The organism is Massilia sp. TWP1-3-3 (assembly GCF_049897805.1).
In the GTDB taxonomy this organism is placed as follows: Bacteria; Pseudomonadota; Gammaproteobacteria; order Burkholderiales; family Burkholderiaceae_D; genus Telluria_A.
In genome coordinates this window covers 59,422-84,300 of record NZ_JAFCWX010000025.1, presented here as the reverse complement: position 1 = coordinate 84,300, position 24,879 = coordinate 59,422, and the positions used below count along the sequence as shown (strand labels likewise).

Below are 24,879 nucleotides of genomic sequence, written 5' to 3'. Positions count from 1 at the left end.
AGAACCCAATGCAAACAGGCGTACATCACATCGACGGTACCTTCCATTCCCGCGCCGTGGCAGAATGGCGCTACAGCGTCGACATGACCGAGGGTGTTTTTGACCCCGACAACGAATTATTGGCCGGCTACTGCGAAGGGCGGCAGGTGCTGGTGTTTTCCAGCGGCGTGGTCGACTCCCTGTACGGCGAGGCCGTGCGCGCCTATTTCGCGGCCCACCTGCCGGAGGGCAGCTGGCAGTACGTGGTGCTGCCAACGGGCGAGCATAACAAGAATTTGCGCAGCGTCGAAGCGATCTGCGAGCATGCCAAAGAGGCGCGCATCGACCGCCATGGCTTGCTGGTCGCCGTCGGCGGGGGCATCGTGTGCGACATCGTCGGCTTCGCCGCTTCGATCTACAAGCGCGGCATCGGCTTCATCAAGGTCAACACCACGCTGGTGGGCCAGATCGACGTCGGCGTGGGCATCAAGACCGGGGTCAACTTCCTCGCGTCCAAGAACATGGTGGGCACCTACTACCCGGCGCATGCATCGATCAACGACCCGCGCCTGCTGCAGTCGCTGCCGGCGCGCCAGATCAGCTGCGGTCTGGCCGAAATCATCAAGATGGCGATCATCGTCAGCGCCGAGCTGTTCGAACTGCTTGAAGTGCACGTGGCGTCGATCCGCGCGCGCCGTTTCGCCGATGGCAGCGTGCAGGACGGCCAGCGCGATCTGAAGGTGCTGACCATGGCGATCCGTCTGATGATGGACGAACTGTGTCCCAACCTGCAGGAACGCGAGTTGGCGCGGCTGGTCGATTTCGGCCACAGCTTTTCCCCGATGATGGAAATCGAAAGCGACCACCAGCTGCACCACGGCGAAGCGGTGGCGATCGACATGGCGCTGTCGGCCCGCATCGCCGTGCGTCTGGGCTTGCTGAGCGAGGCCGACTGCGCGCGCATCCTGGCACTGCTGGTGGCCAGCGGCCTGCCGGTCTACCACGCCGCCACCTGCAGTGCCGCGCTGCTCGTCGAAGCCCTGCGCGACATGGTGCTGCACCGCGGCGGGCGCGTCAATCTGGTGGTGCCGACCGGCTTGGGGTGCGCCGATTTCATCCGCCACAGCGAGGCGCTGCCGGCCGAGTTGGTGGCCGCCGCCGCCGACGATCTGCGCCGCTATTGCAATACCCGCGCCGCGCTCAGCGAGGAGGACGTGCATGCGCTTGCCTGAGGCCGCCAGCGGCACGGTCAGCAATCTGTACCGTGACCATCTCGCCGAGCAGCCGCACTGCCATGACGGCCAGGGCAGCGTTTCCGTGTTCCGTCCGTTCCAGCGCTCCGCAGGCGCGCCCGGGGTCGAGTTCATCGACCTGGTCGTCATTCCGCCCGGCGCGAGCATCGGGCGCCACCGCCACGGCGACAACGTGGAATGGTATGTGATCCTGTCCGGCAGCGGCAGCATGTGGTTCGCCGAGCAAGAGCGCCGAGTCGAACCGGGCGATATCCTGGTCAACCCGCCCTTTGGCGAACACGGTTTGCGCAACGATTCGGCGGCCGCTATCGGCCTCTTGGTGTTCCAGGTCTCCGCCGCCGAGGCGCCATGAGCACGCCGGGAGCGCATCAGGCCGAGCAGCTCGCACGCGAGCAGCGCCACCTGGCCAGTGGCATTTCCGAAGAAGCGCAAGTGGGTGCGCGCGTGTTCGCCAGCGGCAGCGGCGACCATTTGTTCGACACCGAGGGCAATCGCTATATCGATTTCGCGGCCGGCATCCTGACCCAGTCGGTCGGTCACTGCCACCCGCAGGTGGTGGCGGCGATGCAGGAGCAGATCGGCAAGCTGTGGAACGTGCACGACTGCGCCACGCCGGGCCGCGCCGCGCTGGGCGAGATGCTGGCGAGCCTGATGCCGCACGGCCTGGACGCGTTTTGTTTTCTGTCGACCGGGGCCGAGGCGGTCGAAGCGGCGATCCGCGCCGTCTGGTCGACTGCCGCGCCGGGGCGCAACCGGGTCGGCGCGCTGCGCTACGGCTTTCACGGCAAGACCGCCGGCGCACGCCAGCTGGTGCATTGGGATATCGGGCACCAGAGCTTTTCGGGCAACAGCATTCTGGCCTATTCGCCGTATTGCTACCGCTGCCCGCTCGAATTGAGCTACCCCAGCTGCGATCTGCAGTGCGCCAAGCTGGCCAAGCGCCATATCGCGCGCGACAACGTGGCCGCCTTCTTTTTTGAGCCGGTGCTCGGCGCGGCCGGCGTGATCGTGCCGCCGCCCGGCTACTGGGACATCATCGGCGAAGCTTGCCGCGCACACGGCGTGCTGCTGGTGGCTGACGAAATCGTCACCGGCGGCGGGCGCGCCGGGACCTTTCTGGCCTCGACCCGGCTCGGCATCGAGCCCGACCTGGTGACCATGGCCAAGGGCCTGGGCTCGGGCTTTCCGTTCGCGGTGCTGGCCGGGCGCAAGGAGATCATGAATTCGCCCGCCTTCGGCGCGCCGGGCAGTTCCTCGTCGACCTTCGCCAGCAATCCGCTGGGACTGTGCGCGGCGCAGGCGACGCTGGACGTGATCGTGGCCGAGGATTTATTGGCGCGCGTGCTGCGCCTTGAGCTGCGCATCGCGCCGCAGCTGCAGCAACTGGCCGAGCGCTTTGAGGCGGTCGGCGAGGTGCGCGGCCTGGGCTTGTTGTACGGGATTGAATTCGTGCGCGACAAGGCCAGCCGCACGCCCAACCCGCAGGCGGCGCGGCGCGTGTTTACGCTGTGCCTGGACATGGGGCTGCGCCTGTGCCTGGGCGGGCATATCCTGCGCCTGGCGCCGCCTTTCAACGTGTCCGATGAGAGCGTCGACGAGGCGCTCGCTATCCTCGAGCGCGCCATCGCGCAACAGCAACAGGAAGCTTGAGATGGCACCGATTATCCGGGTCGAGGGATTGACCAAGCAATACAAACTGTACGAGCGCAAGCCGGGCCTGTGGGGCAGCGTGTCGACCTTGTTCTCGCGCCGCCACCGCATCGTGCGCGCGGTGGACAATATCTCGTTCAACGTGGCGCCCGGCGCGCGGGTTGCCTACCTTGGGCCCAACGGCGCCGGCAAATCGACCACCATCAAGATCCTGGCCGGCATCGTCACGCCCACCAGCGGGCGCTGCGAAGTGGCCGGGGTGGTGCCATACCGCGAACGGGTGCGCAACGCCGCCAATATCGGCGTCGTGTTCGGCCAGCGTTCGCAGCTGTGGTGGGACTTGCCGGTAGCCGATTCGTTCGCCATCCTGCGCCGCATCTACGCCATTTCACCGGCCGTCTACGACAAGAACATGCGCCTGTTTCGCGAGTTGCTCGACATCGACCAGCTGGCTGCAGTGCCGGTGCGCAAACTGAGCCTGGGCCAGCGCATGCGGGTGGAGATCGCCGCCAGCTTCCTGCACGACCCGCGCGTGGTGTTTCTCGACGAGCCGACCATCGGCCTGGACGCCATTCTCAAGCAAGCCATCCGCACCCTGATCCGGCGCATGAACGAGGAAGTGGGCACCACCATCGTGCTGACCAGCCATGACATGGATGACGTCAGCGAAATTTGCGACGACCTGATCTTGATCGACAAGAGCCGCGTGGTCTACCAGGGCACGGTGGCCGCTTTGAATAGCATGGAGCAGCGCCGTTCGGTGCTGTTCGACTACCGTCCGGCGCCGGCGGCGGCCGAGGCGCTGGCCCGGCTGGCGCAGCATTTCCCGGCGATCGACGCGGTCACGCCGCAGGCGCAGGGCAGGGCGCGCATCGACTTTCGGCGCGACGCGCTGGACTTGCCGGCCCTGATCGCGCACCTGTTCCGCGAGTTCGACATCGTCGACTTCTATTCGCTCGCGCCCGACCTCGAAGAGATCATCCGCGGCGTCTACCAGGCCGGCATGCCCAACCAGAGGGCGGCATGACGGAGGGCAGCATGACAGAGAGCGGGATGACAGAGAGCGGCATGACAGAGAGCGGGATGACAGAGAGCCGCATCATGACGACGCTGCGCCGTTACGGCCTGCTGACCGCCTGCGCACTGCAGGCGCAACTTGCCTACCGCGCCAGCCTGGTGCTCACGCTGGTGGCCAGCGCCACCAGCCTGCTGGCCCAGTTGTACCTGTGGCGCGCCATCTACGGCGCTGACGGCCACGCGGTGCTGGCCGGATTCCGGCTGGCCGACATGACCAGCTACCTCCTGTTTAGCAACCTGCTGTTCCTGATGCTCGACAACCGGGTCGATCACGAGATCGCCGCCGACATCATGCGCGGCGATATTCTGATCCACTTCGTGCGCCCGGTCAGCTACACGGTGCAAAAGTTTTTCACCTCGCTGGCCACGGTGCTGAGCAACGGCGTGCTGGTCGGCCTGCCCCTGTGCGCTCTTGGCGCCGTGCTGTTTGGCCTGACAATGCCGCGCGGTCCCGACGTGCTGCTGTTTGCCGTCAGCGCCACCCTGGCGCTGCTGATCGGCTTTCTGCTCAACGCCTGCGTCGGGGCGCTGGCCTTCGTCACCACCAACCTGTGGGGCATCCAGATGATGAAAACGGCCACCGTCGGCATCCTGTCGGGCTATCTGATTCCGCTCAGCTTTTTCAGTCCGCCCTTGCGCCAGGTGGCCGACTGGCTGCCGTTCCAGTCGATGATTCACACGCCGGTCGCGCTATTGCTGGGCAAGGCCGGCGGCTTGGGCGCGGCGGCGGCGCTGATCGGACAGCAGCTGTGCTGGGTGCTGCTGCTGGGCGCCGTCTGCGCCGCCCTGTGGCGCCAGCTGGGCAAGCGGCTCGATGCGGTGGGAGGCTAGCATGCACACTTACAAGCACTACCTGAGCCTGTCCGTGTTTCTGGGCGGCGTATTTCTGCGCAAACTGATGCAGTACCGGGCCGACTTCCTGATTGGCGCCTTCGGCTTCGTCGTGTCGGTCTCGACCCGCGCCTTGTTCATCTACCTGGTGTTCCGGCACGTGAACACAATTTCAGGCTGGAGCTACCACCAGGTGCTGTTCCTGTTCGGCTTTTCGCTGATCCCGCGCGGACTCGATCACATGTTCTCGGACCAGCTGTGGGAACTGGGCCGCAAGCTGATCCAGCGCGGCGAATTCTTCAAGTACCTGATCCGCCCCATCAATCCCTTGTTCCACCTGGTGTCGGAGCGCTTCTTTTACCCTGACGGGCTGGGCGAAATCGGCGCCGGCATCGCGATTGCCATCTACGCGGCGGGCTCACTGCCGATCGCGATGAGCCCGACCAAGGCGCTGATGGTGCTGCTGCTGGTGCTGTCGGCAGCGCTCATCTACCTGTCGGTCAAGCTGGCGTTCGCCTCGCTCGCCTTCTGGACCGTCAACAGCCTGCCAGCCATGAACGCCGCTTACCAGCTATCGAGCTTCGTCAAGTACCCGCTCGATATCTTCCACCACGCGATCCAGTTCGCGCTGTTGTGGGTGCTGCCGTTCGCCTTTACCGCCTATGTGCCGGTGCTGTACATCCTGCACGACGACTGCACGCTGGTGTACTGGACGCCAGTGGTGGCGCTGCTCAGCTTTACCGCCGCCTACCGGCTATGGCTGGCCGGTATCGAACGCTACGACATGACGGGGAGCTGAGGATGGACGATATTGTCGATGACGTGGCCATTGACGGCCTGTCGGCGCCGGTGCGGATCGGCATTGCCGGTACCGCTGGCGCGCTGCGTTTCTTTGCCGTCTCCGGCAGCCGCGACGTGCTGGCCGAGCCCTTGTTCCAGCAAGAGGTGCTGGGCCGGCTGATCGCATGCGGGCGCGTTCCGACCCGGCATGGCGTGATCGAATTCGAAGCCGCTTCAGTGCTGCCGGCGCTGCCCTGGTCGCTGGCGGCGCGCGACACCGGTTCATCGAGCAATTGCGTCAGCCGCCTGGTGGCCGGCGCCGCGCCGCTAGTGCACACGCTGGTGCATAAAGTGTATCGTGAACTTGCGCCCGGCAACATCGAACTTGATGCCAGCATGCGTCTGGACCAGGCCGCGCCCGGCGTGCTGGCGCGCTGCCTGGGCGGCTACCTCTACCGTGGCGCCAATGGCGAGCAGCTGGTGCTCGGTCTGGTGACCGAATACGTGCAAGGCGAGGGCGTGTACGCCGCCATGAGCCGCGACCTGCGCGCGCTATGGTCCGGCGACGGGCACCAGGCCGACCCGCACTTGTTGGAGCAGCTCGCGGGCTGGCGCGACTTTCTCGGGCGCTTCCATGACACCATCGAGCGCACTTTTGGCGGCGGCGCGGCCGCTCCCGCTTTCGACCTGGCCGCCTTTTGCGCCGATGCCCGCGCGCGCCTGGACCGCTTGCGCGAGCACCTGCACCGCGACGCGCTGCTCGGGCCTGAGACTATCAGCCGCGTGGCCCGGTTGTTCGACCAGCTGGAGTCAAGCTGCTTTGCGGCCGGCGCAGCAAACGACCTGCGCGCCAGCGCCTGCCATGGCGACCTGCACCTGTCGCATTTGCTGGTGCAGGCCGAGGGCACGCAGCGCCGCCTGATCGATTTTTCCCCGCTTGCGCTGACAAAGGACGAGGCGCGCTTTCGCGCCAGCAGCAAGCTGCTCGACTGGGCCGCGCTGGAACGCGCGCTCGACTATTTTTTTCTCGACGAGGCGGCACTGGCGCTGTCGCAACACACGGGGCAGGACCAGCAACTGGCCATGCAGGGCTTGATCGGGGCCAGCGCGCCGCTGGTCGAGCGCGCCGGACAGTGGCGCACGCAGGTGCGCGCCGCCCTGTGCGGCCCGGAACGCGCCAGCGCGGCGCGGCGGCGCTTCTACTTCGCCCGCCTGCTGCAGGAACTCGAATACAACTACGATCATCAGCGGCCCTACTACCGCTGCATCGACTTCTGTTCGCTGATCAAACAATTTTTACATTTACCAAAGGAGGGCACGCGTGCATATCGTTGAATGCTATTTCGAATCAGGCGGTTTCGATTTCAATCTGCTCAAGGGCGGCATTTCGGTCTATATGTGGAACCTGTCGCGCCAGTTCGTCGCGGCCGGACACCGGGTATCGATCATCACCGCCACCAACGGCCGGCTCGACTACCTGGCCAGCCACTACCAGCTTGAAACGGTCGATTACCGCCACGCTTACCGCTTGCCGCTGGTGCTCGATCCCCTGGTGTGGGAAGGCCAGAGCGAAGTCGAGGTGCCGCTTGAGACCAGCGTCTACAAGATGACGCTGGAAGGCATCGACGTCTACTTCCTCGACAACGAGATGCTGCGCCTGTATCCGGACACCTGCTATCCGCCCTACCAGAGCAAGGGCAGCGACATCGGCTTTTACAAGCCGCTCGCGTTCCAGGTCGACTGCATCAAGTTCATCCAGAAGCACTTTGCCGGCCAGCCTTTGCTGATCCACGCGCATGAGCCGTATTACCAATATCTGATGCCGTTCGCCTTCCGCGACGACCCAGACCGGATCATGGTCAGTACCGTGCAAAGCAATATGCCGGTCAACAAGAAGGTCTACAAACCCAAGGTGGCGCGCCTGCTTGCCCTGCTTGGCATCGAGGCCGACCTCGATCAGTTCGACGACCGGCTCGACCGCAGCGATCCGCTGCTGCGCTGCATGGAGCAGCACCTGCCCGCGTCCCATCTTTACTATCCGTACCGGGACGACTATCTGAACCTGCTAGCGCCAATCGTCGCCTACAGCGATTATGTCGATTTCCTCTCGCCCGGCCAGCTGCGCTTTTACACCAGCTTTGCCGACACGCCGTTCGAGCAGCTGTTCGGCCAACTGGCCATTGCCAAGGTGCTGGCCGAGCATCGCAGCAAATTGTTCGTCGGCTGGTGCGCCATTAGCGACAGCTGGCACCAGTTCGACCCGGCCAGCGTGGCGCGCGACGACGTGCTGCGCGGCCTCGGGCTCGACCCGGCCAACCCGACCTTCTATCACAACGCCCGTTACGCGGTCGAGCACAAGGGGCAGGTCGAGCTGATGCGCGCCATCGAGCAGGCGCTCGAGCGCGATCCGAAGCTCAACTTCATCGTGCGCTGCATTTCCGGCACCGGCATCGACAACCCGTACTTCCATCAGGTCAAGGCGCGCTTCCCCGCCAGTATTCACCTCGACTGGAGCATGGTCAGCGAGCAAACGCTGATGCAGTATGCCAGTGCGGCCGACTTCAGCCTGTTTCCGTCCAAGTTCGAAATGGACACCTTCCTCATCGCGCAGGGCGAATCGATGCTGTGCGGCGCAGTGCCGATCGCCACCGCCCAGGAAGGCACCAGCCACTTCGAACACGCGCTGCCGGTGACGCACCCGCGCGCCACCGGCCTGGCCGTGAACCGCTCGTTCGCCGAGGACGACCCGCTGCTGGCGCAAGCGCTGGCCGAGCGCATCATCGAGGCGGCCGCGCTGTATCGCCACGACCAGCCGTGCTACCGCAAGCTGGTGCGCAATGCGCGCGCGGTGGCATCCCAATTTACGTGGGAGATGGCGGCCCGCGCCCACCTTGACGTATTCGAGCGGGCCGAGGCCGAGCGCCTGGCGCGCCATGCCGATACCGAAGCGCCGGCCGCGCGCGCCGCGCAGCAGTTCGAACAAGCCTACGCGCGCGCCGATTTCGATGCCTGCGCGGCGCTGGCCGGCCAGCTGGACGCGCCGGCCCTGTCCGAGCGGCTCGCGCGCCGCTTCAGCGTGGCATCCAATACGGTGTCGTACCGGCACGAGCACGTGCGCGGCGTGGAGCTGTTCGCCCGCTTCGACGCCGGCGTTGACCGCTTCGAGTGCGTCCCGATGCAAGCCAATGGCGCGCAGTTTGAAGTGGCGCTGCCGCAGCAGCCGGTCGAGCGTGAATTGTATTTCCGCCTGACGCTGGCCAACGGGCGCGTATGCTGGGACCGGAGCGGCCATGCGTGAAACCCGCTTGACTTTGCTGGCCGGCGGCATGGGCGTGCGCATGGGACGCCTGGGCCACGGCCGCCTGAAACCCCTGATTCCGTTTGGCGGCGCCTGCCACCTGATCGACTTCAGTATCGAAAACGCGCGCCGCAGCGGCGCCAGCGAAGTGCTGCTCATGCCCCAGTACAACACTGGCCAGCTGCTGCGCTACATGCTCGAGACCTGGTGCAGCGGGCCCGGTTTCCAGGTGCACCTGGGCGCCTACCAGGGCGTGCGCGCCGATAACGTGGACGCCACGCTGGAGCGGGTGCAGCGCCCGACCGAACGCGGCACGGCCGATGCGCTGATCAAGAATGCGCCCTATATCTTCGGTCCCGCCACGCGCGACGTGATGGTGCTGCATGCCGACCATGTGTACCAGTTCGACTACCAGCCGATGCTCGACCATCACCGCCGCAGCGGCGCCGCGCTCACCATCGGCTACCAGGAGATCGAACTGGAGTACGTCAAGCTGTTCGGCATGGTGCAGTTCGACGACGAGGGCAATCTGCGCAGCTTCGTCGAAAAGCCCGCGGCGCCGACCGCCAACACCGTGTTTTCTGCCGTGTGCGTATTCAATGCCGAAGTCCTGCAGCGCTACTTGGCCCTGCTCGACGGCAGCAACTGGCAGCACGACATCAGCCGCGACGTGATTCCCGCCATGCTGGCCGGCGGCGAAACGATCAAGGGCTTTTGCTTTGACCACTACTGGGAAGACATCGGCACGGTTGATCGCTACCTGCGCGCCAACTTGCGCATGCTGGACGCGGCGCCGACAATGGCGCTCTCGCAGCTGCCGGTGACGATCGCGCCCGAGGTGGCGCGCCGCTACGTGGCCGCCCAGGGCAGCCTGAGGCAAGCCATCGTCGGCGCCGATTTCGACAGCGGCGCCAGCATCGAGCGTTGCATCGTGTACCCCGGGGCGCGCGTCGCCGACTCGGCCGTCATACGCAACAGCATCGTGATGCCGGGCGCCGTGGTGGCGCCGGGCACGCGCCTGGACAACGCGATCGTGCTCGCGTCCGACCAGCCGGGTGTCCCCGATCCGCTGGACGTGATCCAGCTGGAGGCTTCATGAGCGGCGCCTATATCGTGCTTGACATGGGCGGCACCACGCTGCGCAGCGCCTTGTACGATCCGGCCAGCGGCGTGTTGTCGAACACGCGCCGCGAGCCGACCGACAACTTCATCGGCTGGCCCGAGCTGACGCTGGCGCAGCTTCAGGACAAGGTGTTCGAGCAGCTGCAGCGCTGCATCGCGGCCCAGCGCGCATGCGCGCCGGCGGCCGCCGCCTGCATCTCGTTTGCCGGCCCGGTGGCGCCCGATGGCCGGGTGGTCGGCGCGCCAACCATCTGGGGCAAGACCGGCGCCCCGCTGGCGCTGGGCGCGCGCCTTTCCGCGGCGCTGGACATGCCGGTCCATTTGCTCAACGACGTGACTGCCGCCGCCTGGCGCTACAGCGAGCAGGTCGACGAGCCGTTCTGCCTGATCACGGTCAGCTCCGGCATCGGCAACAAGGTGTATTACGACGGCCAGACGCTGGTCAACGGCGACGGCTTCGGCGGTGAAATCGGCCACTTACGGGTTGACTTCGGCCCCGATGCGCCGCTGTGCGATTGCGGCGAACGGGGCCACCTTGGCGCGCTCGCGTCCGGGCGCGGCACGCTGGAAGTGGCGCGCCGCTTCGCGCTTGCCGATCCCGACGCATTTGCGGCCTCGCTGCTGGCGCGCCTGTGCGGCGGCGAGGCCGACGCCATCACCACCTACCACCTGGTCGAAGCGGCCAAGGCCGGTGACGCCTTTGCCGCCGGCTGCGTGCGGCACGGGATCGGCTTCATGGCGCGCGCCATCGCCACCATCTATGCGGCCATCGGCGTGCGGCGCTACCTGTTCATGGGCGGCTTTGCCCTGGCGCTGGGCGAGCTATACCACCAATGGCTGGCAGCCGAACTGCGCACCATCGGCCTGTTCGGCGTGGCGCCGGAGGCCGTCGCCGATGTGCTGGAAATGACCGAAGAAGACGACGACCACGGCCTGACCGGCGCCGGTCGCTACCTGCGCCATACGCTGGCGCATCAAGAAAGGGAAACGCTATGAAGCATGACTACGATGTATTGGTGGTGGGCGGGGTCGGCATCGACACCATTGTGCGGGTTCCCGCGCTGCCGCTGCCGCTGGCCGATTCGATCCACGTGGGACCGGTGCGCGACTACGTGGCCCACACCGGCAACGGCGTGGCCCTGGCTAGCCACGCGCTTGGCCTGCGCACCAAGCTGGTCGACTTCATCGGCGCCGACGCCCAGGCCGAGCTGATACACGCGCGCTACCGCGACACCGGCCTCGATTTCAGCTATATCGTGCACCCGAGCGGCACCCGGCGCAGCGTCAATTTGGTCGACCCGAGCGGACGGCGCCTGTCGCTGTATGACGGGCGCCATCCGCACGAACTGCGCATGGACAGCGCGTTCTACCTGCCGTTCCTGCGGCGCGCGCGCCACGCCCACTTCTCGATCATGAACTGGGCGCGCGACCTGTACGAGGATGCGCGCGCGCTTGGCGTGACGGTCTCGACCGACCTGCACGACTGGGACGGCGCCAGCGACTACCACCGCGATTTTGCCTTGCAGTCGGACCTGGTGTTTGTCAGCACGGCGGCGCTGGGCGGACGCCACGAACAAGTGATGCGCGCGATCCTGGAGCAGGGCAGGGCGCAGACCGTGGTCGCCATGGCCGGCGACCAGGGCAGCTACCTGCTGCGCCGCGGCGACAGCGCGCCGCGCTACATGGGCTGTGCCCAGCTGGGACGCACGATTGTCGACTCCAACGGCGCCGGCGACGCCTATGTGTCGGGCTTTTTGTATGGCCACTTCAATGGCATGGGCAGCGACGCCTGCATGCGCCTGGGCGCGGTGGCAGGTGCCTACGCCTGCGGCATCGAAGGCACGGCCGAGGGCTTCCTCACGCGCGGCCAGCTGCTTGACTACGCCGCCACGGCGGCGCTCTGACATGGCGCTGCAATCGACGCCCCCACGTCAGAGCATGCTGGTACTGGGCGGCAGCAGCCTGTACATGCTGCTGCTGTTCAAGGCCATGTCCGCAGCCGGGCTATGGGACGCGCTGCAGCGCGTGACCCTGTTCGGCCGCTCGGCCGAGCGCCTGGCGTTCCTGGTGCGCGCCGGCGCCGAGGTGGCGGGCGCCTGCCAGGTCGATTTTGCGACCGACTACGCCAGCTGCGTGGAACAGGACTACGACATTGTGTTCAACCAGATCCGCTTCGGCGGCCTGGAAAAGCGCGACCTGGACGAGCGCACCGCGATCGCGTGCGGCTTTGCGGCCGACGAAACGCTAGGCATCGTCGGCGTGAGCAACGCGCTGCGCACGATCAGCGGCATGGCGCCGTTTTTGGCCCCGCTGATCGGCCGCGCCCACCAGCCGCGCTGGATCAATTTCACCAACCCGTGCTCGATCGTCACCCAGCACCTGGTCAACACGCTGGGGCCGCGTTCGGCGATCGGTATTTGCGACTATCCGGCAGTGTTTCGCAACAAGATCGCGGACCATTTCAAGCTCGGCGCCGAGCGCGTCGAGATCGGCTACTTCGGCCTGAACCATTTCGCCTTCGTCTACGAGGTACGGGTCGATGGCCGGCAGCGGCTCGAGCAACTGCTGGCCGGGGGCTTTGCGCTGGCGATCGGCGCCCAGCGCTGGCTGGACTACCTGGTGGTGCCGTCCTGGAACATGGTGTTCGATCCGGCGCGGCTGCACGCGCGCCAGAGCGCCGAGCGTAACCGCGCCGGCACGCTGCTGGATATCGAACGCGACTGCGAGCGCCTGCTGGCCGCCGGCGCCGGCGCCGAGCGCCTGCTCGCGCTGCTGGCGCAGCGCGACTGCGCCTGGTACGAACTGGCGGTGGTGCCGCTGCTGGCGCTGTGCCTGGGCCGCCGGCCTGGCGAGGCGATCGTCAACCTGGCCACCGGCGATGTATTCGACCTTGGTCTGGAACACTGCGTGGTGGAAGCCAATGCCATGGTCGACGCCGCCGGCGCGCGCGCGCTGGCGTTGCCGCAGGCGCTGCGCCGCAGCGTGCTGTTCGACTACTGCCGCGCCATGAAGCGCGCTGAAACGACGCTGCTGGCCGGTATCTGCAGCGGCGACGGCCGCGCCGTGCTGCGCGCCTGTCTGGCCAACCCGATGATCGCATCGGCGCCCCGGAGCGCGCTGTACTTCGAACGCCTGGCCGCGCTCGACCCTGCGATCGCCTTATTTTTCGCCGGCCTGCTACTTGGCGCCGGCGCCTCGACTTCACCGGAGAGCATCCCATGCAGCCTTTGAAACTGTTATTCGTTACCTCGGAACTGGCGCCGTTCAGTTCAACCGGCGGGCTGGCCTATGTCGCCCAATCGTTTCCCAAGCACTTGCGCGAGCGCGGCGTCGACGCCCGCATCGTCGCCCCCAAGTTCGGCCGCCTGCTGGGCAGCATGGCCGATCGCCTGCACAAGGTGGGCGAATGGGACATCACCGTGGCAGGCGTGACGCGCCGCTGCGAGATTGAACTGCTCGAACATGGCGGCAACCTGATCTATTTTGTGGGCAACGACCATTACTTCGACCGCGAGAACCTGTACAACTACCCGGACGAAGCCGAGCGCTTCCTGTTCTTTAACGAAGCGATCGTGCAGATGGCCGCGCGCGGCGTGTTCGCGCCGCATATCTTCCATGCCAACGACTGGTTGTCCTGCCTGTTGCCGTTCCTGCTGCGCACCCGCTTCCACGACCACCAGGAACTATCGCGCAGCAAGGTCATGCTGAGCATTCGCAACCTGCGTTACCAGGGCGTCTTCCCCAAGCAGGTGTGCGAGCTGCTGGGCGTGGACTGGGCCGAGCTGGAAGCTGCGGACCTGGCCTTTTACGACTACGTCAACCTGCTCAAGATCGGCATTCATTACGCCGACATGATCGTCACCTCCAGCCCCAGTTATGCGCTCGAGATCCAGAGCCCCGGCTACGATCCGTTAACGGACGCCTTGCTGCGCCGGCGCGACGCCATCCACGGCGTGGGCGAGGGGCTCGACGTGCAGGTCGACGATCCGCGCACCGACCCGCGCTTGCTGCACAACTACGGCGAGGGCGACGTGGCCGAGGGCAAGGCCGCCAACAAGCGCGCCTTGCAGGCGCAACTGGGACTGCCGGTGCGGCCCGATGTGCCGTTGATGGGCTGGATCAACCGGCTGACGACGCAAAAGGGCGTCGATCTGTTGCGCCTGGCGGTCGGCAATGGTTTGCTCGACGAAGATATCCAGATCGTCGCCTGCGCCGACGGCGAACCCATTTTCGAGCATTTTTTCGCTGAGCTGGCGGCCTCCCGGCCCGACAAATTCGTCTACCTGCACTACGACGAGCGCACCGCTTACCGGCTGTATGCTGCGGCCGACATGTACCTGATGCCATCGAGCTATGAGCCGGGCGGCATCTCGCAACTGATCAGCATGCGTTACGGCACCGTGCCGATCGTGCGCGCCACCGGCGGCCTGCGCGACACGGTGGTGCCGTTCGATAGCGCCACCGGCATTGGCACGGGCTTTAGTTTCGACTTCAAGAGCACCTGGCTAATGATGCACACCATCCGGCGCGCGCTGCAGGCCCACCACGACAGCGCCGTGTGGCCGCGCATCGTCGCCAACTGCATGCAGCACGACTGCAGCTGGAACGGGCCGATCGACGCTTACCTTGCCCTGTTTGACACCTTGCGCCGCGCCCCCGCACCGACGCGCGCCATCGACCAGATTCCCGTTTAAGGAGCGCCATGACCATTCTTGCCACTCCCTTGCTGGCCGGCGTCGCGCTAGCGCTGGTGGCGCCGGCGCCGGCCCACGCCGGACCTGCCCAGCGTACGCTCAAAGCGGTCAGCGAGCGCGCCGGCAGCCTTGAGCTGACCACCAGCGACGGCAAATACGTCCTCACCGCGTATTCCGATCGCGTGGTCCAGACCACCTTCATCGCCACCGGCGACCAGCCGGCGCCGCCATCGCACGCGGTGGTGGCCGCGCCGCAGGCGGTGCGCACCACGCTGCGCCAGAACGCCAAGCGGATTGAATACGCCACTGCCGGCATTGTGGTGACGATTTCGCGCGCGCCATTCCAGATCGCCTATTCCTACCAGGGCCGCCCGCTGGTGGTTGAACGCGGCGGCTACCAGAAGGGCGCCGACGGCGAGAGCGTCGACTTCACGCTCGACGCCGACGAGGCGCTGTTTGGCGGCGGCGCGCGCGCGCTCGGCATGAACCGGCGCGGCCACCGGCTCCAGCTGTACAACAAGGCCCACTACGCTTACGAAAACCGCAGCGAGCTGCTGAACTACACGATGCCGCTGGTGCTCTCCTCGAAGCGCTACATGATCCATTTCGACAACGCGACGGCCGGCTGGCTCGATCTCGACCAGCAGCACCGCAACGTACTGCGCTACGAGTCGGGCGGCGGGCGCAAGACGTACCAGGTGATCGCCGGCGCACGCTGGGAAGAGCTGTTCGACAGCTACACGGCGCTGACGGGGCGCCAGCCGTTGCCGCCGCGCTGGGCGCTGGGTAACTTCGCCAGCCGCTTCGGCTACCACAGCGAGGACGAGGCGCGCGCCACGGTGGCGCGCTTCGCCGCCGAAGACATTCCGCTCGACGCCATCGTGTTCGACTTGTACTGGTTCGGCAAGGAGATCCAGGGCAGCATGGGCAACCTGGCCTTCGACCGCGACGCCTTTCCCCACCCGGAAGGCATGATCGGCGACTTCGCCAAGGCCGGCGTGAAGACCGTCCTGATCACCGAACCGTTCGTGCTGACCACGTCGCAGCGCTGGCAGGACGCGGTCACGCACAAGGCGCTGGCCACCAACGCAAGCGGCGCGCCGTACACCTACGATTTCTATTTCGGCAACACCGGCCTGGTCGATATCTTCAGCGATGCCGGGCGCAGCTGGCTATGGGATACCTACCGCCGGCTGCACCAGATGGGCGTGCGCGGCTGGTGGGGCGACCTGGGCGAACCGGAAGTCCACCCGGCCGACTTGCTGCATGCCACTGGCACGGCGAACCAGGTGCACAATATCTATGGCCACGCCTGGGCCGGGCTGATCGCGGAAGGCTACCGCAAGGAGTTTCCGAAAGAGCGGCCCTTCATTTTAATGCGGGCTGGCTATTCCGGCTCCCAGCGCTTCGGCTTGATACCGTGGTCGGGCGACGTCAACCGCAGCTGGGGCGGCCTGCAGCCGCAGCCCGAAATCGCGCTGCAAATGGGGATGCAGGGACTGGCCTACATGCACTCGGACCTGGGCGGCTTTGTCGGCCCCACGCTGGACGACGAATTGTATGCCCGCTGGCTGCAATACGGCGTGTTCCAGCCCGTGTTCCGCCCCCACGCGCAGGAAGAGGTGCCGTCCGAACCGGTCTACCGCGCGCCGCGCGCGCTGGCGTTGGCGCGCGAAGCGATCAAGCTGCGCTACGCGCTGCTGCCTTACAACTACACGCTGGCGTTCGAAAACAGCCGCACCGGCATGCCCTTGATGCGCCCGTTGATGATGGAAGAGCCGGACAACGTGCGTCTGCGTACGCTGTCGGCCACGTATCTGTGGGGCCGCGAGCTGCTGGTCACGCCCATCCTCGCGGCGGGCGTGCGGCAACAGCAGGTGGTGTTCCCGGCCACGGCCAGCTGGTTCGACTTTTATACGGGCCAGCGCCACGCGGGCGGCGGCAGCGAACTGGTGCCCGTGGTCGACGAGCATATCCCGGTGTTTGTGCGGGCCGGCGCTTTCCTGCCGATGGCCCCGCCTATGGCCAGCACCGACGCCTATACCGGCAGCGAGCTGACGCTGCGCTATTACCACGACCGCGCCGTCAAGGCGTCAGCCGGACAGCTGTACGACGACGACGGCCATACCGCACAGGCCTGGGAGCAGGGGCAGTTCGAGCTGCTGAAGTTCGCCAGCGAAAGCGCGGACGGCACACTGTCGATCCGCATCGCCAGCGCGCCGGGCGCCGCCTACCGCGGGCCGGCGCGCGCCATCACGCTCGAAGTACACAACGTCGAGGCGGCGCCGGACACAGTGCTGCTCGACGGCGGCCCAGTGGCCACCGCCTGGGATCCGGCGCGCAAGGTGCTCAGCTGCACGCTGACGCTGGCCGCCGGCGCCACCCGCACCGTGCGCATCGTTAACAAGGAAAGCAAGCATGACTAAACCACCAGGCAACTACGGCATCACCGAGCAGCACATCGAACAGTTCCGCAACGACGGCTATTTCCTCCTCCAGTCGGCGCTGTCGCCCGAACAATTGGCGCTGCTGCGCGCCGAAGCGCAGTTTTCCATCGACCGCATGGACGCGCAGATGGACGCGCTGCAGACCGACATGATCGGCATCAGCCACCGCAACCGGCGCTACTTCGCCGCCAACGTGTTCCGCCAGCGCCCGGCGCTGGAAAGTTTCCTGTTCGGCGACCTGATGGCCGAGCTGTGCCGCGCCACGCTGGGCCAGCAGGCGCACTTGTTCTGGGAGCAGTACGTGATCAAGTGCGCCGAGGGCGACATGCGTTTCTCGTGGCACCAGGACAGCGGCTATATCGGCCACAAGGTCAAGCCCTTCATGACGTGCTGGATCGCGCTGGACGACGTTGACGAAGAGAACGGCACGGTGTACTTGCTGCCGCAATCGGTGAGCGGCATTCGCACCTGGGTCAAGCATGAACGCGAGCCGGCCACCAATGACATGGTCGGCTACTTCGGACGCGAGCCGGGCGTACCGGTGGTGGGGCCGGCGGGCACCATCGCCTGCTTCGCCAGCACCACCTTCCACCGCAGCGGGCCCAATCTCAGCGGCAAAATGCGGCGCGTCTACCTGGCCCAGTATTCGGAAGAGGTGATCTGCAAGAACGATGGCACGCCGTGGGAAAACGATATCGCTTTCCTCGACGGCGGACGCATCGTGGCGCAGGGCCGCTAGTGACCGGCCAGCTGGCGCAGCACGTCGACCACGAGCGCGTGGTCCTGTTCCTGCGACAAGCCCGAGACGGTGATGGTGCCGATGCAGATGCCGCCCTTGAGCAGCATGGGAAAAGCGCCTCCGGCAGCCGCATACACGCGCGCGTCCAGGCCGGTGTGCGCTTCAAAGGTGGTGCCGCGCGCCCGGTAGCACGCACCCATGTACAGCGAACTGTGGCAGTAGCGCTCGACCACCCGGTTCTTGCGCGCGATCCATTCGACATGGTCGGGCGTGGTGCCGGCCATGGCATGAAAAAACAGCTGGGCGCCGTTGCGGCTGATGTCGACGGCGATCGGCTTGCCGGCGCGCTTGGCCGCCTCGATCAGACGCAGTCCCGCGTCGAGCGCCAGCGCGTTGCCAAAGCTGACGAACTGCAAGGCTTGTTCCTGTTGCAGAAGCTCGGCCGCGAGCAGGTGCAGGTCTTCCATTTGAACTCCCGAAAACAATCTTGTATGAATACTACATGCGCAATTCCCCGATGACCGATTATCTGAGTAAAAAGATCAAGATCCTGTCCTTTCTCGCCATCGTGATGGTGGTGCTGGTCCACGCCTACAACCAGCCGGAACGGGTGCTGCATTCATGGAAGCTGGTCAAGACGGGCGAGAACTGGAACGCCTGGGCGCAGCTGTTCATTTCGAACGGGGTGGCGCGCTACGGCATTCCCTTTTTCTTCCTGGTGTCCGGCTGGCTCAATTACCGCAAGGCGCGCGGCGCGTTTGCCGATCTGGCGCTGACGCGCCTGCGCACGCTGGCCTTGCCGTACTTGCTGTGGAGCGCCGTCAGCCTGTTCGTATTTTGGCTGGCACAGCAAAATGACTTCATGTGGGCGCTGATGCAGGCCAACCCGATTGGTCCGTTTGCCACCACCCGCCTGGCCGACTACAGCGCCAGCCAATGGTGGACGCGGGCGGTGGTGTACCCGGTGGCGTTCCAGCTGTGGTTCCTGCGCGACCTGTTCGTGTGCAGCTTGCTGGCGCCCTTGCTCATTGCTGCCTTTGCGCTGCCGCGCGCGCTGGTCGCGCTCATGTTTGCCGGGTTCGCGGTGTTGTTTTTCAACGGCGCCGATTTCTATCTGGTCGAAGGGGAAGGGCTGCTGTTCTTTTCCGCCGGCCTGCTGCTGGCCCACTGCGGGGCCGACGTGCAGCAGGCGCCGCGCTGGTTCCGGTTGCGCTGGTGGGCCGTGCTGTGGCTCGCCGTGATCGCGCTGAAAACCGGGCTCGCGTTCGCGCACTGGGACGTTTCCCGGCCACTGGCCATCATCGCGCTGTACCGCCTCAGCCAGGTGATGGGCATTGCCGTGGTCTGGTTCGGTTACGACCGCGTCATGCGCGGCGCGGCGCCGGCGCCGGCCGCGCTGCGCATGGCATCGCACGCCTTCATCGTCTATGTTCTGCACGTGCCGTTGCTGAACCTGGCGACCCAGGCGGCGCTGGCCGTGTTTGGCAACACCGATGCGATGCGCTTTGCCGTCTACGCCGGTAGCGCGGCCGGCAGCATCGGCGTGTGTGTGCTGGCCGGACGCGCAATGACGCGCTGGGCACCAACGCTATCGGCACTGCTCACGGGAGGGCGCGCCACGCCACCACCATCCACTCCAACACCGGCCACACCACAACAACTGACAAGCGAGACCGTATGACAAGCAAGCATTTTTTGAACGCAGCCGTCGCCTGCGGCCTAGCCCTGGCCAGCGCGCTGCCCGCAGCGGCGCAGGCGCCATTTTCGTGGAACAACGCCACCATCTACCTGGCGTTTACCGACCGCTTTAACAACGCCGCCCCGAGCAACGACTTCCCGTACGGGCGCAAGGCGAAAGGTGCGCCGCTGCGTTCCTTTGCCGGCGGCGACCTGGCCGGCATCAGCGCCAAGATCAAGGATGGCTATTTCAGCCGCCTGGGCGTGGACGCCATCTGGATCACGCCGCCGGTCGAGCAGATACACGGCGCGCTCGACGACGGCAGGGGCGACATGTACGGCTTCCATGGCTATTGGGCCAAGGACTTTACCAGCGTGGACGCCAATGTCGGCACGGCGGCCGAGCTGCACACGCTGGTCGATACGGCGCACGCGCACGGCATCCGCGTGCTGCTCGACGTCGTCATGAACCAGACCGGCCCTGTGACCGCCGTCGACCCGGTGTGGCCGGCCGAGTGGGTCAGGACCGATCCCGTGTGCAGCTACAAGGACTACCGCAGCACGGTCGAGTGCATGCTGGTGCCCAATCTGCCGGATTTTCGCACCGACAGCAACACGGCGGTCGCGTTGCCGCCCGCGCTGGTGCAGAAATGGAAGGCCGAAGGGCGCTACGAGCGCGAAACGGCCGAGCTCGACGCTTTCTTCGCGCGCACCGGCTATGCGCGCGCGCCGCGCTACTACCTGATCAAATGGCATGCCGATTGGGTGCGCAAGTACGGCTTTGACGGCTTTCGCGCCGATACGGTCAAGCACGTCGATCCCATCGCCTGGAAGGAACTCAAGCGCGAAGCGAGTACGGCCTATGAAGAGTGGAAAGGCGCCCATCCGCGCCAGAAACTGGGCGACGACAAGTTCTACATGATGGCCGAGGTGTACAACTATGCGATCGGTCATGGGCAGTTGTTCGATATCGGCGGCGGCATGCGCATCAACTATTTCGACTACGGCTTCGACGCGCTGATCAATTTCAGCATGAAAAGCGACGCCCGGGCCGACGAGGAGACGCTGTTTTCCAGCTATTCGGCGCTGTTGCAGGGGCCGCTCAAGGGGAGGGGCGTGGTCAATTATATGAGTTCGCATGACGACGACAGCCCGTTCGACCCGACCCGCAAGCGTCCTTTCGAAACTGCCACCAAGCTGCTGCTGGCGCCGGGCGCGGCGCAAATCTATTACGGGGACGAGACCGCCCGCTCGCTGGTGGTGGCAAGCGCGCCGGGTGATGCCACCTTGCGCTCGTTCATGAACTGGGACGCGCTGGCCAACGATCCGGAAACGAAACGCATCCACCAGCATTGGCAACGCCTTGGCCAGTTCCGCCGCGCGCATATAGCGGTTGGCGCCGGCGTGCACCAGATGTTGCAGGCGTCTCCTTACGTTTTCAAGCGGACCTTTGAGTCCGCGGAGGTGAGCGACCGCGTGGTGGTAGCGCTCGGGCTTAGCGGCGACAAGCCGATTGCGATCCCGGTGGGCGGTGTGTTTCGCGACGGGCAGGTGGTGAAGGACTGGTATTCCGGCCAGCGCGCCACGGTGGCGGGCGGTAAGGTGGTGTTTGCAGCAGCTAGCGCCATTTTGCTGATCGCGCAAGCGTAGGGGCGCTACCTGAAAAGAGGAGGGCGGGGTTGCGCAAAAAAGGAGGCTGAGGCTTCCTTTTTTGTCGGGCAGGACCATCGCGCTATCAAGCGGTTGAGCAGGCCATTGCTTAGTTCTAAGTCATCATCGCGCCGCCAGGATTGCCCCCGAGTCCACAAGCTTGGAGATTGAGTCGACCGCGTTTTGTGTACCGTCCGGGCGCTAGTGCGGATTGAAGCGAACAGATTCCTTCATTTCATTGTTCAAGCCGCGGCACTGACGGTCCATTGTTAACAGCTCCCCCCTCATTACATTGCCGAAAAGCACAATATTCTCGCTCACGCCGCAGATTCCGCCAGTTCCTCGGTGCCAGACTACCCGCCATGCAAGCGCGCGACAATCTCTGTGACATCGACAAATTGCGCGGCGCTATAGATGGCCAGCAAGCCCAGTACAACAATAAACAGGGTACACAGTGATTTTTTCATGACATTTCCTTTAAAGATGCGACAGTGATTGCTGAATAGTGAAACGCGATGCCTTCCAAGCGGGCACTGCAGACGCTATAACCGCGCCGGCCAGGACCAACCCAATCCAGATCAACACGGCTTTGGCAGAGAGCACCAGCGGAAAGGCGACGCCAAATAGCATTTCGCCCAAAAAGGTGCCGATCGCCGCCGACATGGGCAAAGCCAGCAAGATGGCCAACGGCAAGCTAAGCAGTGCAATAAACACGCCCTCGCAAACAATATTGCGCAGCACCACACCGGAGCGCGCGCCAATGCAGCGCATGATGCCAAATTCGCGGCTGCGCTCGCTCACGCTGCTGCTCATGGCCGAGCCGAGGCCGACGCTGCCAACCAGTGCCATCAGGACAGAAATGAACAATAGCCCCGCGATCAGCAAGTCGAAATGTCCATCACTGTCCTTGCGCAGCATGACTTCCGTGATGCTGATGCGGGTACCGATACGATTTTGCGCCAGCGCCTTTTCGACAGCAGCAGTCACCACCGCGATACTGCGCTCGTCATGGGAACGCATCACTACCCGGTACGTGCTGGCGCGTCCTGCCTGCCCGGCCAGGTCGGCATAGCTTGCTGGCGTAACGTAGGCCGTGGCCGCCGCCATGGCTTGGCGCGCGATGCCCACCAGGCGCAAGCGCGCTACTTTGCCGTGGCTGGCCAAGCTGATGTCGTCGCCGACCTTCACATGCGGGAAGAAATCCAATGCCGCGCTGTTGAGCACCACTGTGCCGGGCTGGTCTGCCCTAAGCCAATGGCCTTCGCGCATGCTCAGCTTGAGCATCGTGCTCGATAGCGGCGGCGCCGCCATGCTCAAACTGCCGTGGACACCGTCAGGATAGACACGTTCAATTTCCAGACCGTCAGCGCGCGCCTTGCTGGTGGCGCTGCTGTTCCACGGCTCGACCTGCGCCACGCCGGGCACCGCACCGATGATGGCGCACACCGCGTCGATCGCTTCAAAGCGATTGAGCGCGATTTCCATATCATAGTGGCGCTCCAGTGCCGCCTCCACCAAATGTTGTTGCGAGGCCTTGCGCACGTTCACGCTGCTGACAAACATGGCGCCCGCCATGGCCAGCAAGGCGAGGATGAACAGCAGGCGGCTCCGACGCCGAAAGCTGTTTCGCAGCGCCATCAACAAGTTGCGGTCCAGCCAAGGAAGCAAGTTCAGCCAGCGAGCGCGGACGGGGTAATCCTGGCGCGCGCTGCCAAAATCGGTGATGGCGGCAAGCACCGTCATTTGGCTTGCCTGCCAAATAGGCACGGTTGCCAGCAGCAGCGGCACCAGCACACCGGTGGCGGCCAGCAACAGGTAACTAGACCAGGGCAGCGCGTCGCTGAACATCGTGAAGTTCAAGATTTGCCTGAGCACCACGGCAGAAAACGCGCGCCCGGCGGCCAGACCGGCCCACGTGCCAAGCGCTGTCGCCAACAGGCCTATCATGAGCACCATCGACAGATACAGCACAGCAATTTGGGTAGTGCGCGCGCCGATGGTTTTCATGACGCCGATCTGGCGCGTCTGCTGCGCCAGCATGCTGCCTAGCATCGTGGCCGTCAGCATCGCGCTCAGGACACACGCGATGCCGCTAAAAATGAGTAGCATGAACGTGATCGACGACATCACTTTCTGGTGCGGGTGCTGGCCTGGCGGCGGAATGCGGATCTGCTCGACGCTGCGGCCCTGGCTTTGCAGCCATAGCGCGAGCGGGGCGACGCTCGCTTCGATGGCCTCGATGTCGAAGGGGCGGTCGCGCACTTTCAGCTTAAGCTGGCGCAAGTCGCCATCCAGACCCATGCCGGCCACGGTGGCCGCAGTCGCGTAGGCATACACGGTTGAACCACGGCTGGCCGGTGGCAACGCCGGGTCGTGCAAGGTGCCTGAAATGGCCAGCGCATGCTGCACGCCGTCTGCGGTTCTGACCTTAAACGGCGCACCGATGCGCGCTCCCATCATGGGCAGCACGTCGCGTTCGAGCAGCAGCGTGGCCGGTGGCGGCGGCCAGGCGCCGGCCTCCCGGTACACGGTGTTGATGCGCAGCGCGCTAAAGTCATCGACGACAAATATGGTGAGCGGGAGCCAGGCGGCGCCGACCTGCACGGCCGCGCCCACGATCGAACTGGCCTGGGCGTCAGCAATGCCAGGAAAGCGCCGCACCGCCGCCATCAGCGGGGCGTCGATGCGGTCCAGCTGCATCGTGGCCGAGGGGGGATTGGTGTCCAGGTAGTTGCGGGTGGTTTCGCGGCTCAGGATGGTGTAGCTGCTGAGCATGGTAGCCATGCCGCACACGCCAGCGGCAATGGCCAGCACCATCAGCGCAATGCGGCCCGGCGTGGCTTGGGCGTCGCGCAGCAATTTGATCCAGCGCGGGCTAAGCATGCTGCACCCGGCTAGACGTCGTCGCTTCAATGGCGCCATCGCACAACGTAATGATGCGAGTAAAGTAGGGGCTGAAGTCGCGCTCGTGGGTGACCATCAGCACCGTTTTGCCTTCCGCCACCAGCGAGGCGAACAGTTGCATGATGCCGACGGTCGTGTCTGTGTCCAGGTTTCCGGTCGGTTCGTCGGCTACCAGGATCGACGGATCATTGGCCAAGGCGCGCGCAATGGCGGCGCGTTGCTGCTGGCCGCCAGAAAGGGCACTGGGCAGTTTGTCGGCCTGATCCACGATGCCCAACCTGGCCAGCAAGCGCAATGCGCGCGCGCCGCGCTCGGCGCGCGGCCAGGTTTTGCAAAAGTCCATGGGCAACATCACGTTTTCAGCCACGGTCAGGGTGGGAAGCAACTGGAAGAATTGAAACACCACGCCCATGTGCTTGCCACGCCAGCTTGCAAGTTCCGACGCGTTCATACGGTGCACCGGGCAATTGTCGATCCATACCTCGCCCGCGCTGACGGCATCGATGCCGGCCACCAGGTTGAGCAACGTTGACTTGCCGCTGCCGGATTTGCCGACCACGGCCACGAATTCGCCGCGTTGCACTTCGAGGTTGATGCGCTTGAGCGCGCTGAACGAACCGGCACTGGTGTCGTAGCGTTTCTCCAGCTCTTTCAGGGTGATCAGGGGTTTTTTCATAATGCTTTCATAGGGCAGGGCAACGGTGGGATGGCATGAGCACCATTGGAACCGGGACAGGTATCCTGAATGTGTCAAGCGCACCGCTTTTTGACGCGCTTG

General features: G+C 65.2%; 20 protein-coding genes. 17 read left to right on the top strand and 3 right to left on the bottom strand.

The annotated features are described in order from the left end of the window. The first annotated feature begins 8 nt into the window (after nt 1-8). The 15 genes from ACP7D4_RS21125 to ACP7D4_RS21055 are packed head-to-tail and all read left to right on the top strand — an operon-like array spanning nt 9 to nt 17,870. Nucleotides 9-1,211 (top strand): sedoheptulose 7-phosphate cyclase, encoded by a 1,203-nt coding sequence (locus tag ACP7D4_RS21125; protein ID WP_426211159.1) that lies wholly within the window; start codon nt 9-11, stop codon nt 1,209-1,211. Continuing rightward, the gene (locus ACP7D4_RS21120; protein ID WP_426106014.1) at nt 1,198-1,584 is read left to right on the top strand and encodes a cupin domain-containing protein; all 387 of its coding nucleotides are present in this window, start codon (nt 1,198-1,200) and stop codon (nt 1,582-1,584) included. The genes ACP7D4_RS21125 and ACP7D4_RS21120 overlap by 14 nt, the downstream gene beginning before the upstream one ends. After that, nucleotides 1,581-2,882, top strand: a complete 1,302-nt coding sequence (locus ACP7D4_RS21115) for an aspartate aminotransferase family protein (protein WP_426211158.1) — start codon at nt 1,581-1,583, stop codon at nt 2,880-2,882. The genes ACP7D4_RS21120 and ACP7D4_RS21115 overlap by 4 nt, the downstream gene beginning before the upstream one ends. A gap of 1 nt (nt 2,883) precedes the next feature. Next, nucleotides 2,884-3,909 (top strand): ABC transporter ATP-binding protein, encoded by a 1,026-nt coding sequence (locus ACP7D4_RS21110; RefSeq protein ID WP_426211157.1) that lies wholly within the window; start codon nt 2,884-2,886, stop codon nt 3,907-3,909. Between the two features lie 11 nt (nt 3,910-3,920). Further along, nucleotides 3,921-4,790, top strand: a complete 870-nt coding sequence (locus ACP7D4_RS21105) for an ABC transporter permease (RefSeq protein ID WP_426211155.1) — start codon at nt 3,921-3,923, stop codon at nt 4,788-4,790. A 1-nt stretch (nt 4,791) separates the two neighbouring features. Next, entirely contained in the window at nt 4,792-5,589 is a 798-nt protein-coding gene (locus ACP7D4_RS21100) for an ABC transporter permease (RefSeq protein WP_426211153.1), read from the top strand. Nucleotides 5,590-5,591: 2 nt separating this feature from the next. Further along, nucleotides 5,592-6,905: a phosphotransferase gene (locus ACP7D4_RS21095; protein ID WP_426211151.1), complete on the top strand. Its 1,314-nt coding sequence runs from the start codon at nt 5,592-5,594 to the stop codon at nt 6,903-6,905. Continuing rightward, nucleotides 6,892-8,868 (top strand): glycogen/starch synthase, encoded by a 1,977-nt coding sequence (locus ACP7D4_RS21090; RefSeq protein WP_426211149.1) that lies wholly within the window; start codon nt 6,892-6,894, stop codon nt 8,866-8,868. The genes ACP7D4_RS21095 and ACP7D4_RS21090 overlap by 14 nt, the downstream gene beginning before the upstream one ends. Then, entirely contained in the window at nt 8,861-9,967 is a 1,107-nt protein-coding gene (locus tag ACP7D4_RS21085; RefSeq protein WP_426211147.1) for a sugar phosphate nucleotidyltransferase, read from the top strand. The genes ACP7D4_RS21090 and ACP7D4_RS21085 overlap by 8 nt, the downstream gene beginning before the upstream one ends. After that, nucleotides 9,964-10,986, top strand: coding sequence for an ROK family protein (locus ACP7D4_RS21080; RefSeq protein WP_426106004.1), 1,023 nt, complete (start codon nt 9,964-9,966; stop codon nt 10,984-10,986). The genes ACP7D4_RS21085 and ACP7D4_RS21080 overlap by 4 nt, the downstream gene beginning before the upstream one ends. After that, nucleotides 10,983-11,894: a carbohydrate kinase family protein gene (locus ACP7D4_RS21075; protein WP_426211145.1), complete on the top strand. Its 912-nt coding sequence runs from the start codon at nt 10,983-10,985 to the stop codon at nt 11,892-11,894. The genes ACP7D4_RS21080 and ACP7D4_RS21075 overlap by 4 nt, the downstream gene beginning before the upstream one ends. Nucleotide 11,895: 1 nt before the next feature. Further along, entirely contained in the window at nt 11,896-13,221 is a 1,326-nt protein-coding gene (locus ACP7D4_RS21070; protein ID WP_426211143.1) for a hypothetical protein, read from the top strand. Beyond that, complete coding sequence (locus tag ACP7D4_RS21065) at nt 13,209-14,684, top strand: glycogen synthase (protein ID WP_426106000.1); 1,476 nt, start codon at nt 13,209-13,211, stop codon at nt 14,682-14,684. The genes ACP7D4_RS21070 and ACP7D4_RS21065 overlap by 13 nt, the downstream gene beginning before the upstream one ends. A gap of 8 nt (nt 14,685-14,692) precedes the next feature. After that, nucleotides 14,693-17,110, top strand: a complete 2,418-nt coding sequence (locus tag ACP7D4_RS21060; RefSeq protein WP_426211141.1) for a TIM-barrel domain-containing protein — start codon at nt 14,693-14,695, stop codon at nt 17,108-17,110. Beyond that, nucleotides 17,103-17,870: a phytanoyl-CoA dioxygenase family protein gene (locus tag ACP7D4_RS21055; RefSeq protein WP_426211139.1), complete on the top strand. Its 768-nt coding sequence runs from the start codon at nt 17,103-17,105 to the stop codon at nt 17,868-17,870. The genes ACP7D4_RS21060 and ACP7D4_RS21055 overlap by 8 nt, the downstream gene beginning before the upstream one ends. Here ACP7D4_RS21055 and ACP7D4_RS21050 read toward each other — a convergent pair. Further along, nucleotides 17,867-18,337 carry a heme-degrading domain-containing protein gene (locus ACP7D4_RS21050; protein WP_426211138.1) on the bottom strand — a complete coding sequence of 157 codons (471 nt, stop codon included), beginning with the start codon at nt 18,335-18,337 and terminating at the stop codon, nt 17,867-17,869. The two genes, ACP7D4_RS21055 and ACP7D4_RS21050, sit on opposite strands and share 4 nt — an antisense overlap. Before the next feature lie 35 nt (nt 18,338-18,372). Here ACP7D4_RS21050 and ACP7D4_RS21045 point away from each other — a divergent pair, with 35 nt between their 5' ends. Both ACP7D4_RS21045 and ACP7D4_RS21040 read left to right on the top strand, forming a co-directional pair. After that, a complete protein-coding gene (locus ACP7D4_RS21045; RefSeq protein WP_426211137.1) occupies nt 18,373-19,551 on the top strand; it encodes an acyltransferase family protein in 1,179 nt (392 codons plus the stop codon). Beyond that, the gene (locus ACP7D4_RS21040) at nt 19,548-21,197 is read left to right on the top strand and encodes an alpha-amylase family glycosyl hydrolase (protein ID WP_426211135.1); all 1,650 of its coding nucleotides are present in this window, start codon (nt 19,548-19,550) and stop codon (nt 21,195-21,197) included. Before ACP7D4_RS21045 ends, ACP7D4_RS21040 begins: the two co-directional genes overlap by 4 nt. 477 nt (nt 21,198-21,674) lie before the next feature. On the opposite strand, the gene ACP7D4_RS21035 is transcribed toward ACP7D4_RS21040, so the two are convergent. Then, complete coding sequence (locus ACP7D4_RS21035; protein ID WP_426211134.1) at nt 21,675-24,080, bottom strand: ABC transporter permease; 2,406 nt, start codon at nt 24,078-24,080, stop codon at nt 21,675-21,677. Then, nucleotides 24,073-24,777, bottom strand: a complete 705-nt coding sequence (locus tag ACP7D4_RS21030; RefSeq protein ID WP_426211133.1) for an ABC transporter ATP-binding protein — start codon at nt 24,775-24,777, stop codon at nt 24,073-24,075. Before ACP7D4_RS21030 ends, ACP7D4_RS21035 begins: the two co-directional genes overlap by 8 nt. Nucleotides 24,778-24,879: the final 102 nt, after the last annotated feature.